At 71.0% G+C, this 13,229-nt stretch carries 14 protein-coding genes; 8 read left to right on the top strand and 6 right to left on the bottom strand.

Annotated features, from left to right (window positions below; genetic code table 11):
- Window positions 1–20 precede the first annotated feature (20 nt).
- The 3 genes from ACTHNQ_RS03025 to ACTHNQ_RS03015 are packed head-to-tail and all read left to right on the top strand — an operon-like array spanning window position 21 to window position 2,784.
- On the top strand, window positions 21–404 hold the full coding sequence (locus tag ACTHNQ_RS03025; protein WP_440330974.1) for a DUF1801 domain-containing protein: 384 nt from the start codon (window positions 21–23) through the stop codon (window positions 402–404).
- Window positions 405–451: 47 nt separating this feature from the next.
- The gene (locus tag ACTHNQ_RS03020; RefSeq protein WP_440330972.1) at window positions 452–1,222 is read left to right on the top strand and encodes an ABC transporter ATP-binding protein; all 771 of its coding nucleotides are present in this window, start codon (window positions 452–454) and stop codon (window positions 1,220–1,222) included.
- Window positions 1,204–2,784 carry a hypothetical protein gene (locus ACTHNQ_RS03015; protein WP_440330970.1) on the top strand — a complete coding sequence of 527 codons (1,581 nt, stop codon included), beginning with the start codon at window positions 1,204–1,206 and terminating at the stop codon, window positions 2,782–2,784. Before ACTHNQ_RS03020 ends, ACTHNQ_RS03015 begins: the two co-directional genes overlap by 19 nt.
- A 50-nt stretch (window positions 2,785–2,834) precedes the next feature.
- On the opposite strand, the gene ACTHNQ_RS03010 is transcribed toward ACTHNQ_RS03015, so the two are convergent.
- Window positions 2,835–3,137 carry a hypothetical protein gene (locus tag ACTHNQ_RS03010; protein WP_155911067.1) on the bottom strand — a complete coding sequence of 101 codons (303 nt, stop codon included), beginning with the start codon at window positions 3,135–3,137 and terminating at the stop codon, window positions 2,835–2,837.
- Between the two features lie 200 nt (window positions 3,138–3,337).
- On the opposite strand from ACTHNQ_RS03010, the gene ACTHNQ_RS03005 reads away from it, so the two are divergent.
- Complete coding sequence (locus ACTHNQ_RS03005) at window positions 3,338–4,648, top strand: cyanophycinase (RefSeq protein ID WP_440330968.1); 1,311 nt, start codon at window positions 3,338–3,340, stop codon at window positions 4,646–4,648.
- A gap of 70 nt (window positions 4,649–4,718) precedes the next feature.
- Here the strand turns inward: ACTHNQ_RS03005 and ACTHNQ_RS03000 are convergent, their stop codons facing one another.
- The 5 genes from ACTHNQ_RS03000 to ACTHNQ_RS02980 all read right to left on the bottom strand — a co-directional run bounded on the left by ACTHNQ_RS03000 (window position 4,719) and on the right by ACTHNQ_RS02980 (window position 9,610).
- A complete protein-coding gene (locus ACTHNQ_RS03000) occupies window positions 4,719–5,576 on the bottom strand; it encodes a MurR/RpiR family transcriptional regulator (protein ID WP_440330966.1) in 858 nt (285 codons plus the stop codon).
- A 32-nt stretch (window positions 5,577–5,608) separates the two neighbouring features.
- Window positions 5,609–6,802 carry a M20/M25/M40 family metallo-hydrolase gene (locus ACTHNQ_RS02995; RefSeq protein WP_440330964.1) on the bottom strand — a complete coding sequence of 398 codons (1,194 nt, stop codon included), beginning with the start codon at window positions 6,800–6,802 and terminating at the stop codon, window positions 5,609–5,611.
- Complete coding sequence (locus ACTHNQ_RS02990) at window positions 6,802–7,611, bottom strand: amino acid ABC transporter ATP-binding protein (RefSeq protein ID WP_440330962.1); 810 nt, start codon at window positions 7,609–7,611, stop codon at window positions 6,802–6,804. Before ACTHNQ_RS02990 ends, ACTHNQ_RS02995 begins: the two co-directional genes overlap by 1 nt.
- A 5-nt stretch (window positions 7,612–7,616) precedes the next feature.
- Window positions 7,617–8,558, bottom strand: a complete 942-nt coding sequence (locus ACTHNQ_RS02985; RefSeq protein ID WP_440330960.1) for an amino acid ABC transporter permease — start codon at window positions 8,556–8,558, stop codon at window positions 7,617–7,619.
- 77 nt (window positions 8,559–8,635) lie between these two features.
- Window positions 8,636–9,610 (bottom strand): ABC transporter substrate-binding protein, encoded by a 975-nt coding sequence (locus tag ACTHNQ_RS02980; RefSeq protein ID WP_440330959.1) that lies wholly within the window; start codon window positions 9,608–9,610, stop codon window positions 8,636–8,638.
- A 199-nt stretch (window positions 9,611–9,809) separates the two neighbouring features.
- Here ACTHNQ_RS02980 and ACTHNQ_RS02975 point away from each other — a divergent pair, with 199 nt between their 5' ends.
- The 4 genes from ACTHNQ_RS02975 to ACTHNQ_RS02960 form a co-directional block, all read left to right on the top strand.
- Window positions 9,810–10,532, top strand: a complete 723-nt coding sequence (locus tag ACTHNQ_RS02975; RefSeq protein ID WP_440330957.1) for an ABC transporter ATP-binding protein — start codon at window positions 9,810–9,812, stop codon at window positions 10,530–10,532.
- Window positions 10,529–11,821 carry an ABC transporter permease gene (locus ACTHNQ_RS02970; RefSeq protein ID WP_440330955.1) on the top strand — a complete coding sequence of 431 codons (1,293 nt, stop codon included), beginning with the start codon at window positions 10,529–10,531 and terminating at the stop codon, window positions 11,819–11,821. The genes ACTHNQ_RS02975 and ACTHNQ_RS02970 overlap by 4 nt, the downstream gene beginning before the upstream one ends.
- A gap of 17 nt (window positions 11,822–11,838) precedes the next feature.
- The gene (locus tag ACTHNQ_RS02965) at window positions 11,839–12,456 is read left to right on the top strand and encodes a TetR/AcrR family transcriptional regulator (RefSeq protein WP_440330953.1); all 618 of its coding nucleotides are present in this window, start codon (window positions 11,839–11,841) and stop codon (window positions 12,454–12,456) included.
- A 189-nt stretch (window positions 12,457–12,645) separates the two neighbouring features.
- Window positions 12,646–13,229 (top strand): M20/M25/M40 family metallo-hydrolase (locus ACTHNQ_RS02960; protein WP_440330951.1); only part of this gene is annotated, 584 nt, incomplete at its 3' end.

Below are 13,229 nucleotides of genomic sequence, written 5' to 3'. Positions count from 1 at the left end.
GACTTCGCGAGTATTCGCCAATGGCCGACAAGACCGACCCCGAGCAGATCGACGACATCATCGCGGGACTGACCGGCTGGAAGCACGACGCGTTCGTCGCGCTGCGGGCGGCGATCCGGTCAGCCGACCCCGACGCCGTCGAGGTGGTGAAGTACAAGAAGCCGTCCAAGCCCGAGGGGGTTGCGTTCTGGACCCACGCCGGCGACGTCTGCTTCATCGACGTGCTCAAGAACACCGTGAGGCTGACGTTCTCGAAGGGTGCACGCATGAGCGGCAGCGACCTCTTCAACACGCGACTCGACAGCAAGGTCGTCCGCGCGATCGATTTCTCGGCAGACAGCAGCATCGACGGACCGGGCATCGAGACCCTCGTGCAGGAGGCGGTGCGGCTCAACGGCGCTTGAGTGGTGCCGCGGAGAGGTCCGCTGCGCGACTCGTTAGGGTCAGGAGGGTGGATCAGACATCGCCGGCCCCCGCCCTGAGACTGTCGGGACTCGTGAAGCGGTTCGGCGACAAGCTCGCCGTGGCCGGTCTCGATCTTCAGGTCCCGACCGGATCGTTCTTCGGACTCGTGGGACCGAACGGCGCCGGCAAGACGACGACGCTCTCGATGGCGACGGGCCTGCTCCGTCCGGATGCCGGCACGGCAGAGGTGCACGGCATCGACGTGTGGCAGCATCCCGTCGAGGCGAAGCGGATGATCGGCAATCTCGCCGACGGCGTGCGCCTGTTCGACCGGCTCACCGGCGAGCAGCTGATCACCTACACGGCGATGATGTTCGGCATCCCGCGCGCCGAGATCGCCCCGCGGGTGGCTGATCTGCTCGACCTGATGGACCTGCGCGAGGCAGCCGGCACGATGGTCGCCGACTACTCGGCCGGCATGACGAAGAAGGTCGCGCTCGCGTGCGCGCTGGTGAACGCGCCGCGCCTGCTCGTCCTGGACGAGCCGTTCGAGTCCGTCGACCCGGTGTCGGCCGCCAACATCGAGGACGTCCTGCGCAGCTACACGTCGACCGGCGGCACCGTCATCGTGTCGAGCCACTCGATGGACCTCGTGCAGCGCATGTGCGACCACGTCGCGATCATCGTCGACGGCGGCGTGCGCGCGGCGGGAACCGTCGACGACGTCCGCGCCGGCGAGACCCTGCAGTCCCGGTTCCTGACGCTGGTCGGCGGCCGCCACACCTCGGAGGGGCCCGAGTGGTTGCGACAGTCCTGAGGCTGCGTTATCGCCTCCTCGGCAACTCCCTCTCGCGCAGCCCGTGGCAGCTGGTGGGGTTCATCTTCGGCATGCTGGCGGCACTGTGGCTCGTCGGCCTCGTGGTGGCGGGGCTCGTCGCCCTCAGCGTCTTCCAGGGCCTCGAGGCGATCCGCGCGATCGCGGTGGTCGCGGGCTCGGCGCTGCTGCTCGGCTGGACCCTCGGACCACTGATCGTCTCGGGCTCGGACGGGATGGTGGATGCCGACCGCCTGGCGCCGTTCCCGCTCTCGCAGCGGCAGCTCATGCTGGCGCTGACGAGCACCGGGCTGACCGGCATCCCCGGCATCGCGACCGCCGTCACGGCACTCGCGTCGATCGTCCTGTGGGTGCGCTGGCCGCTGGCCGCGGTCGTCGCGCTGCCCATGGTGGTGGTCGCGGTGCTCACGTGCGTGCTCTTCAGCCGACTCGTCGCCACCGTGACGACGGGCTTCTCAGGTCGTCGGCGCGGGCAGGAGGTCATCGGCACGATCGTGATCGGCCTGCTCATCATGACGGGCCCGATCCTGACCGGCGTGCTGGGCATGCTCGACGCGGCGGGCGATCTGACGGCGCGGCTGCGGGTGGCGGGCACGATCCTCGGGTGGACGCCCATCGGCGCTGCCTGGGCGGTTCCGGGGGATGTCGCCGCGGGCGCGTGGCTGTCGGCATTCTGCAAGCTCGTGATCGCGGTCGGCACGCTGGCGGCCCTGTGGTTCGTCTGGGCCCGCGCGCTGCATGCCGCGGTCGGCACGCGCCCGCGCCCGGCGGCCAGGACGGTCAGGTCCGGCGCGCTCGGGCTGTTCGGCGCGATGCCCACGGGCGGCGTCGGCGCGACGTGGGCGCGGTCGCTCAACAGCTGGCTGCGGGACCCGCGCTACCTCCGTCAGCTCATCTTCATCCCGTTGTTCCCGGCGCTGTTCGCGTTCACCACCGGCGCCGACGGCGCAATGTTCACCGCCTCCGCGGTGGTCGTCGCGCTCATCCTGGCGATCGCGACGTACTCCGACATCTCGTACGACGGAACGGCGTTCGCGTCCGTCCTGTCGTCGGGGATCACCGGGCGCGCCGACCGCTGGGGGCGCGCGCTGGGCGCAGCCTCCGTCGGCGTCCCGGCCGTCATCGCCGTGGCCGTCGTCGTCGCCGCCGTCGCCGACACCTGGACCAGCCTCCCCGCCGTGCTCGGCGCGTCACTGGGCCTGCTCCTGGTCGGTTACGGGGTGTCGGCAGTCTCGTCGGCGCTGCTGGTCGTCCCCGTCCCCCGCGCCGGCGACAGCCCCTTCAAGACGGTGCCCGGCCAGACGTTCGCGAGCGGGATGCTGGTGTTCGTGGTGATGGGGGCCTGCCTGCTGCTCGGCGCACCCGCGCTCGTCCTCGCGATCGTCTCACTCGCGACCGCGTCCGCTCCCCTGGCGGCGGTCTCGCTCGTCGTGGGGGTCGCCGTGGGCGCCGGCGTCATCGTCGCGGGGGTGCTCGTCGGCGGCCGCATCCTCGAACGTTCCGGTCCCGACCTGCTGCAGCGGATCAAGGCGTTCCCCATCTGAGGCTCGACCCATGCCGTCCCGGACCGGTCCGGCGGCCGCGGCCGGGCGTCTCAGAGGTCGCGAAGCGCCTCAGGGTCGTCCGCGAGCCGATCCGCCTCGCGCGCCACGGCCTCCTGCTCGGCCTCGCTCAGCGGCGGGAGGCCGACCTCGTCGGCGGGGATGCCCGCGTACGGGTCCGCGACGGGGAACTGGTCGTCGAAGGAGCCGGCGACCACTCCTCCCGGCGGAACCTCGTCGCCCGCGGCGCCCAGCAGCGTCTCCTCGCCGGGGCCCTGCTCCGGCTCGTCGTCTCCGAGGTGCTTACGGTGCCCGTCGCCGCTCATGTCCACTCCCGCCTGTGCTGACAACTCCACTCCGAACATCATCGACGATGAACGCCGCGGGGTGTGGCGGACCGCCGTCACTCGATCGTGTCGGTCGTCGGCAGGTCCTCCTCGTCTAGCGCGAGCGCGAACTGCGATCCCATCCTCGGATCCCTTCCGTCGCTCTGTAATGTGCGTTAGATTCTTGCACGCTTGATCCATTTCTGTACTCGCCGTTTCAAAGGAGAATCATGCGCACCACCCTCAGACGCACCGGCGCCGCCGGGACCGTGTTCGCCGTCGCACTCGCGCTCGTGCCGGCGACATCCGCCTCGGCGGCGCCGTCGTCCGCCGGCGCCCTGTCGCCTCACGCCGTGCTCATCGGCGGCAACCTCAAAGAGAACTCCGAGATCCTGAAAGCGATCGTCTCGCTGGCGGACCCGGACGGCGACGGGCCGGCGAGAGCCCGCATCGCCATCGTCACCGCCGCGGCCACGGCGGCGTCCAACGCCTCGGACGCCGCCGATCCGGAGCTGAACAACGCGGCCGCCAACGGCCTCTACTACTCCGCGCTGTTCGAGCGCTTCGGCGCCGACACCTACGCCGTCCCGATCGACACGGGTGCGAACTACCCCGGGGACGACTACACGCCGGCGCGAGCCTTCGACGAGCAGGTGGCCGCGCAGGTCGCGGCATCCACGGGCGTCTTCTTCGGCGGCGGAGACCAGATGCGCTACGTGCGCACGCTGTTCACGTGCCTGCCCGCTGACCGCGACGCGTTCACCGACTGCGCGGACACGCCCGTGATGGCCGCCATCCGCGACGTCGCCGCCCGCGGCGTCGTGGCGGGAGTGAGCGCGGGCCTGACGATCCAGCAGGGCGCCGACATGGTCACCGGCGGCGAGTCCTACGAGGCCTGGCGCGACGGCGCGTCCGCGGGCTATCTCGACGACGAGCGCGCACTCGGGTACCTCCCGTACGGCGGCTTCGGGTTCGTCGACGGAGTGCTGCTCGACAGCCACTTCACGACCTGGGGTCGCGAAGGCCGGGCCGCCGTGCTGGCACAGGCGACGGGGCACGAGGTCGTGCTCGGCGTCGACGAGACCACGGCCGTCGTGCTCGACCGCCGCACGCACAAAGGCCGCGTGATCGGCGTGAACGGAGCGTCGATCCTCGACGTACGGGAGGCCGCGGCGGTCGACGGCGCCCTCACAGGCGTGCGGTGGAGCTACGCGACCGACGGCGACACGATCGTCTTCGGCGACGACGTCACGATCCAGAAGGCGAAGGGCTCCGTCCGGCTCCAGCCGCGGGCGGCGAGCGCCGCACCTCGCTCGGACGTCTGGGACTCGCTCGACGGCGCCGGGGGCGCGTACACCCTGCGCGACCTCGCGCGAGAGGTCGTGGCATCCGCCTCGCGCACCGGACAAGGGACCAGCTACGAGTCGATGCCGCAGGCGGTCACCTCGCTCACCCGCGACAAAGGCACGGCGGCCTGGACGACGCCGACCGGCGCGGTGTCGTTCTCGGGACTGCGGATGGACATCACCCCGGCCCCGTGACGACCCGCACGATGAACTGCCCGGCCGCTGCGGCGGCCGGGCAGTCCTTCGTGCAGAAGAAGACCCGGCGTCAGTACAGTCCGAGGTCGCTCGCGGCGCGGTCGGCGCGGGCCATCCGCGCCACCGCCGCGTCGCCGAGCCGGTCGAAGCACCCGGCGACGACCGTCTCGATCAACGCCAGCACCGGCGTCAGCGCGTCGAAGGGCGACGGCGCGGCCGTCTCGCTGGTGAGCACCACGTCGGCGTCCGACGAGACGGGCGACAGCCAGATGTCGGTGAACAGCACCACCGACGCATGCCGCTCTCGCGCGGCGCGCGCCAGGCGCTGCGTGTGCTCCTCGTACCGGCGGAAGTCGAACAGCACGAGCACGTCGCGGCGCCCGAGGTCCTCGACGAGCGCGGCACGGGCGGACGGTGCCTCGGGCAGCATCCGCACGCGGGGCCTCAGCTGCTCCAGGTGCTGGGCGAGCACCCGCGCGAGGAGGCCGGAGTAGCGACCGCCCGCGACCAGGACGGACCCCGGTGCGGCGGCGATCAGCTCCACGCAGCGGTCGAGGTCGTGCGTGCTGACCTCGGCGAAGGTCTTCTCCAGCGTCTGCAGCGAGATCGCCGCGGCACGGTCGCGCAGCGTGGCGTCGTCGCCGCCCCGCGGCCCCTGCGTCTGATGGATCCGCAGGGGCGAGGCGGAGCGCTCGTCGAGATCGTGTCGCAGCGCCTCCTGGAAGTCGGGGAACCCGCGGTACCCCAGCCGCTGCACGAAACGCAGCACGGTGGGGCCGCTCACACCGGCGCGCTCGGCGAGCCGGGCGACCGTCTCGAAGCCCGCGGAGGGGTACGCCGACAGCAGCACGCGGGCGACCTTGCGTTCGGCGGGCGAGCAGTCGCCCATCCCCCGTCGGATCGTCTCGGCCATTCCGGCTTCGGCCATGTCGGGCACCTCCGGACTCGACAGTATCGCGCTCATCCGGTGGCGACGCGGATGACGAGTCCCGCGAGCAGCGCCAGCCGCGAGGGCACGCTCTCCAGGTCGAGCCACTCCGTCTCGGAGTGGTCGTCGCCGCCGATGGGGCCCAGTCCGTCGAGCACGGGCACCCCGGTCGCCGCGACGAAGTTCGCGTCCGAGACACCGCCGGTCGCCGCCCCCGCGACGGTGACGCCGAGCTGCCGCCCGACGGCCGCCGCGGCGGCGAACAGCCAGGCGGTCACCTCCGGCTCCAGCGGCGGGCACACCGCCATGCGGTCCACGTGCGAGCTCACGCCGTCGACGGCAGGACGCGCGGCGCGCTCCTCGATCGAGGCGAGGGCCCAGTCCAGATCGGCGAGCGTCGCGGCCCGCACCTCCCCGAACAGTTCGGCGCGCGCGGGCACGACGTTGGCGCGCTCACCCGCACTCACGACGCCGATGTTCACGGTCAGTCCTTCGCGGGCGCCGTTGAGTCCCTGCAGGTCGAGCAGCAGATGCGCCGCCTCGACGGCGGCGTTCCGGCCACGGTGGGGTTCGACGCCTGCGTGCGCCGCCCGCCCCTCGATGCGGATACGCACGTCGGCCACCCCCTTCCGCGCCGTGACGAGGTCGCCGTTCTCGCGGGCGCACTCCAGGCACAGTGCGGCATCCATCCCGCTCGCGATCGCCGCGAGGATCGGCCCGGACGCGGGCGACCCCACCTCCTCGTCCGGCGTGAGGGCGATCACGAGCTCGGCGACGTCGGTGAACCCGGACTCGTCGAGCAGACGAGCGGCGTACAGGGCGGCCAGGACGCCGCCCTTGTCGTCGCTCACTCCGGGCCCGAGCGCGCGTCCGCCCTGCTCGCGGTACGGACGCGCCTGCGCGGTGCCGTCCGCGAACACGGTGTCGAGGTGCGCGAACAGGAGCACGCGACGCGATCCACGCCCCCGCTTGCGGCCGACGACCACTCCGCCGTAGCCGCTCCCGGCGACGACGGGGGTCGGGATCCGTTCCACATCGAAGCCGAGCAGGCTGAGGCGCTCCGCGCACCAGTCGCCGACGGCATCCACTCCGTCCGCCGAACCGGAACCGGAGTCGATCTCGACGAGGCGACGCAGATCGTCCCGGAACTGCGGGAGGAGCGATGCGGCGCGTTCCCGCAGCGCGACAGGGAGCGGTGGCAGCACGGTGGCTGAGCTCACCGTCATCACAGCACCTTGGCGAGGAACGACCGGGTGCGCGCTTCGCGGGGGTTGACGAGCACCTCGGACGGGTGCCCCTGCTCGACGACCACGCCGCCGTCCATGAACACGGCGACGTCGCCGACCTCGCGGGCGAAGCCGATCTCGTGCGTCACGACGATCATGGTCATGCCGGATGCCGCGAGATCGCGCATCACGTCGAGCACGTCGCCGACCAGCTCGGGGTCGAGGGCCGAGGTGGGCTCGTCGAAGAGCATCACCTCGGGATCCATCGCCAGCGCACGGGCGATGGCGATGCGCTGCTGCTGGCCGCCCGACAGCGCGCTCGGGTACGTGCCGGCCTTGTCGGCCAGACCGACCCGGTCCAGCAGCTCGAGCGCCCGCGCCTTCGCGACGCCTCGCGCCGTGCCGCGCACCTGCACGGGCGCCTCGGCGATGTTCTCGAGCGCGGTCATGTGCGGAAAGAGGTTGAACCGCTGGAACACCATGCCCACGCTGCGGCGCTGACGGGCGACCGCGGCGACCGGCAGCTCGTACAGCTTGCCGTTGCGCTCCTGGTAGCCGACGGTCTCGCCGGCGACGCGGATCATGCCGGCGTCGATCTTCTCGAGGTGGTTGATGCAGCGCAGGAACGTGGACTTGCCCGAACCGGAGGGACCGAGCAGGCAGGCGACCTGCCCGCGCCCGACCTGCAGGGTGATGCCCTTGAGGACTTCGAGGGATCCGAAGCGCTTGTGGACGTCGCGCGCGTCGATGATGGCCGACGTCGCGGTCGGCGCCGATCCGGGCGAAGCGATGGGATCGGTGGGGAGCATGATGGTCACTTCTTTCCGGCCTTCCAGACGCGCAGCAGCTTCGAGACGACGTTCTCGCGCGCGCCGGCGACGCCGCGCCCGAAGCGTCGTTCGAGCCACGCCTGGGGGATGGCGAGGATGCTGGTCAGCACGAGGTACCAGATCGCGGCCACGATCAGCAGCGGGATGATCTTGAAGTTCTGGGCGTACGCGGCCTGCAGGTTCGACATGAGGTCGTGGCCGGCGATCACCGAGACCAGCGCGGTGGTCTTGAGCATCGTGATCACCTCATTGCCCATCGGCGGGACGATCACGCGCATCGCCTGGGGCAGCACGATGCGGCGCATGGTGCGGCCCGGCGTCATGCCGAGCGAATGGGCGGCCTCGGTCTGGCCGTGGTCGACCGACGCGATCCCCGCCCGGACGATCTCCGAGGCGTAGGCCATCTCGTTGAGACCGAGGGCGAGCAGCGCGGCGACCGTCGCGGGGATCAGCGTGCTGGTCTCGATGGACCAGAACTCGACGTCCGTGAACGGGATCCCGAGCACGAGCTTCGGCAGGAAGGCGCCGATGAATCCCCAGAAGATCAGCTGCAGCAGCACCGGGGTGCCGCGGAAGACCCAGACGAACAGCCCGCTCACGACGCGCAGCACGGGGTTGGGCGAGAGCCGCATGATCGCGACCACGATGCCGCCCGCCAGCCCGATCACCATCGCGGCCGCCGTCAGGTAGATCGTGGTGGCCAGTCCCTGCAGCGTCAGCGGAGCGAACAGGTACGCGCCCACGGTGGGCCAGTCGATGTTCGGGTTCTGGGCGAAGGCGACCGCCAGTGAGGCGGTGACCAGTCCGACGACGATCCCCGACACCCAGCGCCAGGGGTGGCGCAGCGGGACGGTGACGAGGGTCGGGCGGGTGTCGAGGGTCGGGGGCGCCGTGGCGTCGGCGAGCGGCTGCGACGATGCGGCCATGATGCTCCTTGGGTGGGGAAGGGGTCGTTCCGAGGGAGAGGCGGGCCCGGACGGGGGGCGGTCCGGGCCCCGCCGGCTCAGGAGGCGGCGCCGTCGATGGTCGCGTCGTCGATGCCGATGCCCTCGACGCCGAACTCCGCGAGGATCGCGTCGTAGGTGCCGTCGGCCATCAGCGACTGGAGGGCCTTCTGGATCGCCTGGGCGAAGTCGGCGCGATCCTTGAGGACGCCGATGCCGTTGAGGGTGGCGTCGTAGCCGTTCGGGGCTTCGGGGTCTTCCACGACCATGAACGTCTTGCCGTCGTTGGTCGTCTTGGCGACGTATCCCGCGCTGGGCTTCGTCAGCAGGGACGCCTGCGCCTTGCCGGCGGTGATGGCCAGCTGCGCGTCCGAATCGGACGGGAACTCCGACAGCGCGATCGGCTCCAGGCCCTTCGCCTCGCACTCGGCCTGCCACACGTCGGTGACCAGTGCGGCCTGGCTGGTCGCGGTCTGCACGGCGACGTTCTTGCCGCACAGGTCGAGGTACGTCTCGATGTCGTCGGGGTTGCCTGCGCGGGTGAGGATGCCGGTGCCCGATGCCGAGTAGTCGACGAACGTGAGCACGTCCATCCGTTCCACGCTCGAGGTCATCGCCGAGATCGCCAGGTCGTAGTTGCCCGCCTGCAATGCGGGGATGATGCCGTCGAACCCCTGCTGGGCGAAGTCGACCGTGATGCCGAGCTTGGCGCCGATCGCCTGGCCGAGCAGCACGTCCACACCCGTCAGCTCGTCGGAGCCCTCTTCGACGAACATCTCGAACGGGGCGTACGGCGCGTCCGTCGCCGCGGTGACCGAGCCGGTCTCGGCGATGTCGTCGGGCAGCAGTGCGCGGGCGTCGTCGTCGACGTCGATCTGCTTCCCGAGGATCTCGACGGGAGCGCCGTCGGCGGCCGACGGGGTGCTCTCGGCACCACCGGCGGCGGAGGCGCACCCGGTGGCCAGCATCCCGGTGATCGAGAGGGCGGCGGCTGCGCAGGCGAAACGACGGAGGCGGGGGGTGAGGTGTTCCATGCGGGGACCTTTCTCGGGGGCGCTCGCCGACGAACGCCGCGCATTGATTCTGTAACAAGCATTACGACTTGTCCAGTAGTTGTTACCGAAGTAATGCTCGTTTCGATCCACTCGGCATTTCGATTCCATCGTCTCACGCTATATTCAGCAACTGCCAGATAATATGCAGTGTCTGCATATTCGTCCTCGAAGGAGCATCATGACCTCCGCGTCCCCCCTCATCCTGCGTGCCGAGGAGGTGACTCGCGTGTACGGCCGGGGCGACACCGCCTTCTCCGCATTGCGCGGCGTCAGCCTCGACGTGCGCACGGGAGAGTCTCTCGCCATCGTCGGCAAGTCCGGCTCCGGCAAGTCCACCCTCATGCACCTCCTGGCGCTGCTCGATCGCCCGACGAGCGGTCGCATCGAAGTGGAGGGGCAGGATGCCGCGACCCTCCGCCCGCGCGAGCTCAACCGGCTCCGCAACGCGACGTTCGGATTCGTGTTCCAGCAGTTCTTCCTCGCCGCGACCCAGACCGTCGCCGAGAACGTGAGTCTCCCGCTCACGATCGCGGGCGTCCCCGCGAGGGAACGGCAGCGGCGGACGATGGAAGCGCTGGACGCACTGGGTCTCGCCGACAAGGCGCGCAATCGCGCCGCGGATCTCTCCGGCGGCCAGAAGCAGCGCGTCGTCATCGCCCGGGCGCTCGTCGGCGAGCCGCAGGTCGTGTTCGCGGACGAGCCGACCGGCAACCTGGACTCCGCGACCGGTGGCCAGGTCGAGGACATCCTCTTCGGCCTGCAGCGCGAGCGCGGCATCACCCTCGTCGTGGTCACCCACGACGAGGAGCTGGCGGCGCGCTGCGACCGGGCCGTGACCATCGCGGACGGGCTGATCGCCGGCCGGACGCCCGCATCCGCACCGACCGGAGGCATCCGATGAAGACCATCGACATCGTCCGCAGCGCCGGCCGCAACGCGTTCCGCGCCAGGCTGCGCACCACGCTCACCGTGCTGAGCCTCTTCGTCGGCGCCTTCACCCTGACCCTCACGACGGCCCTGGGCGCCGGAGTGAACGACTACGTCGAACGCCAGGTGGCATCCCTCGGTTCCGGCGACGTGCTGCTGGTCTCTCCCGCGGCGTCGGTCGACACCGGCGACCAGCCGGCGGAGTACGACCCCGAGGGACGCCAGCGGTCCAGCGGCGCCAATCCCCTGGGCGCCGGGACCCTCCTCAACCAGGACGACATCGATGCCGTCGCGGCGATCGAGGGCGTCGACCGCGTCGAAGCAGTGAGTCAGATCACGATCGACTGGATCGAGGCCCCCGACAGCACGCGCTACGAGCTGACGGTGAACCCCACCTCCTCCATCGGCCAGAGCGACCTGGTCGCCGGGCGCCAGCTCGACCAGCAGTCGCAGAGCGCCGAGCTCGTGATCCCCGAGGACTACGTCGGCGCACTCGGATTCGCCGACCCGCAGGACGCGGTCGGCGCCACGGTGACGCTCGGCTACACCGACGGCACCGGCCAGGCGCAGCAGGTGCAGGCCGAGATCACAGGGGTCGCGCGCGAGAGCCTGTTCGCCTCGGGCGCCGGCGCGAACAGCGAACTGGTCCAGCAGGTGGCTGATGCCCAGGCGATCCCGGGTCAGCCGCAGGGCTGGCCGGTGGCCGTCGCCTATCTGGCGGGCTCCGGGGAGGACGGCACCGTCACGGACGCCGACATCGCCGCGGTGAAGTCCGCCCTCGCCGCCGACGACCTCACCGGCCAGACCGTCGCGGACCAGCTGGGTGTCGTGCAGACGGTCATCAACGGGATCATCGGGGTGCTCAGCGCCTTCGCGGTCGTGGCGCTCATCGCCGCGTCGTTCGGGATCGTGAACACCCTCCTCATGAGCGTCCAGGAGCGCACCCGCGAGATCGGGCTGATGAAGGCCATGGGGATGTCGAACGGACGGGTCTTCGCGCTGTTCTCGCTCGAGGCGATCGTCATCGGGCTGCTGGGCGCGACGATCGGAGCACTCGCGGCGATCGGCGTCGGCACGGCGATCGCGGGCGTCGCCGCGCAGTCGGTGCTGTCGGCCCTTCCCGGTCTGCAGATCCTGCTGTTCCGCCCCGCGAACGTCATCGGCGTCATCCTGATCGTGACCCTCATCGCGTTCGTCTCCGGAGTCCTGCCTGCCCGCCGGGCGGCACGACAGGACCCGATCGAGTCGCTACGGTACGAGTGACCCAAGGAGCGCAGATCATGTCGAGCAGTCCCCCGCGCCGGCGCGATGCCGTCGAGAAGGCCGCGGCCATCGAACGCGCGGCGGTCGATCTGGTGCTCGAGCACGGGTACGACGCGGTCACCGTCGACATGATCTGCGCTCGGGCGGGCGTCAGCCAGCGCACCTTCTTCAACCACTTCCGGACGAAGGATGCCGCCCTCATCGGCACCGACGAGCCCCAGGTGGACGAACGCGCGGCGAGGGCGTTCATCGTCTCGACCGGGCCGCTGCTCGTGGAGGCGGCGCAGCTCATCCGCATCGACCCGGGCGCCATGGCGGCGGACCCCGAGCTGCTGGCCCGCCGGATCCGTGCCGTCGGCTCGAATCCCGCTCTCATGGCCCGGCAGCTGGAGCGCATCTCCGTCCTCGATCGCGAGCTCACCGAGATCATCGACCTGCGCCTGCGCACGCAGTACCCCTCGGAGCCCGAAGCAGCGCTCGCCGAGGATGCCCGCGTCATCGCCGGCATCCTCGCCGGCGTGATGCGCTACATCGGCCAGTCCTGGGCGGAGCAGGCGGAGCGCGGAGAGATACCGGTGGTCGACCCCGCCTCGGTCCGCGAGAAGCTGCAGCGGGCGGTGCGCCGGCTGGGGTGAGTCCGGGCGCGCCTTCGGGTTCGGGTGCGGGTTCGGGTTCGGGTTCGGGTTCGGCCGGTCATTCCCGCGCCGCCCGTGCTACGCCGCGTGACGCACCGGCGCGGGGTCTGCTCGGCCGGCGGGTTGACTGCAAGCACGCGATGAAGGCGGGGCACGCCTTCGCCCACAGCCGACCGAAGGAAGACGAGAATGACCGCCGCCCGGCCGACGCCGACCCTGCTGGAGAGCGAAGCCCTGGAGTTCGTCCGCGAGCTGATCCGCATCGAGAGCGTCAACACCGGCGTCGCCGAGACGATCGGAGACGGCGAGACCCGCGCGGCGCGCTTCGTCCAGGCGCGGCTCGCAGAAGCGGGCATCGATGCCGAGTTCGTCGAGCCGCGGCCCGGCCGCGGGTCGTTGGTCGCGCGGATCGCCGGACGCGACCCGGACGCCGGCGCGCTGCTGGTGCACGCCCACCTCGATGTCGTCCCGGTCGAAGAGAAGGACTGGACGCACCCGCCGTTCGGCGCCGACATCGAGGACGGCTATCTCTACGGCCGAGGCGCCGTCGACATGAAGAACTTCGCCGGGACGATCCTCGCCGTGGCGCGCCATCTGCGCCGCGAGGGGATCGTGCCGCGCCGAGATCTGGTGTTCGCGTTCCTCGCCGACGAAGAGAGCGGCGGTGTGTGGGGCGCGGGGTGGCTGGTCGAGAACCGGCCTGATCTGTTGCCCGGCGTCACCGAGGCGCTGAGCGAGGTGGGCGGATTCTCTGTGCCGCTCGCGGCCGACCC

Source organism: Microbacterium sp., from assembly GCF_051953575.1.
In the GTDB taxonomy this organism is placed as follows: Bacteria; Actinomycetota; Actinomycetes; order Actinomycetales; family Microbacteriaceae; genus Microbacterium.
The sequence above is the reverse complement of the archived record's forward strand: the minus strand, read 5'-3'. Positions and strand labels throughout refer to the sequence as shown.

Bases quoted from the DNA above. Each gene is read 5' to 3' on its own strand.
- ACTHNQ_RS03005 (WP_440330968.1), top strand. From the start codon at position 3,338: ATGCGCACCACCCTCAGACGCACCGGCGCCGCCGGGACCGTGTTCGCC.
- ACTHNQ_RS02970 (WP_440330955.1), top strand. From the start codon at position 10,529: ATGAAGACCATCGACATCGTCCGCAGCGCCGGCCGCAACGCGTTCCGC.
- ACTHNQ_RS02985 (WP_440330960.1), bottom strand. From the start codon at position 8,558: ATGGCCGCATCGTCGCAGCCGCTCGCCGACGCCACGGCGCCCCCGACC.
- ACTHNQ_RS03025 (WP_440330974.1), top strand. From the start codon at position 21: ATGGCCGACAAGACCGACCCCGAGCAGATCGACGACATCATCGCGGGA.
- ACTHNQ_RS03000 (WP_440330966.1), bottom strand. From the start codon at position 5,576: ATGGCCGAAGCCGGAATGGCCGAGACGATCCGACGGGGGATGGGCGAC.
- ACTHNQ_RS02990 (WP_440330962.1), bottom strand. From the start codon at position 7,611: ATGCTCCCCACCGATCCCATCGCTTCGCCCGGATCGGCGCCGACCGCG.
- ACTHNQ_RS02995 (WP_440330964.1), bottom strand. From the start codon at position 6,802: ATGACGGTGAGCTCAGCCACCGTGCTGCCACCGCTCCCTGTCGCGCTG.
- ACTHNQ_RS02975 (WP_440330957.1), top strand. From the start codon at position 9,810: ATGACCTCCGCGTCCCCCCTCATCCTGCGTGCCGAGGAGGTGACTCGC.
- ACTHNQ_RS02965 (WP_440330953.1), top strand. From the start codon at position 11,839: ATGTCGAGCAGTCCCCCGCGCCGGCGCGATGCCGTCGAGAAGGCCGCG.
- ACTHNQ_RS02980 (WP_440330959.1), bottom strand. From the start codon at position 9,610: ATGGAACACCTCACCCCCCGCCTCCGTCGTTTCGCCTGCGCAGCCGCC.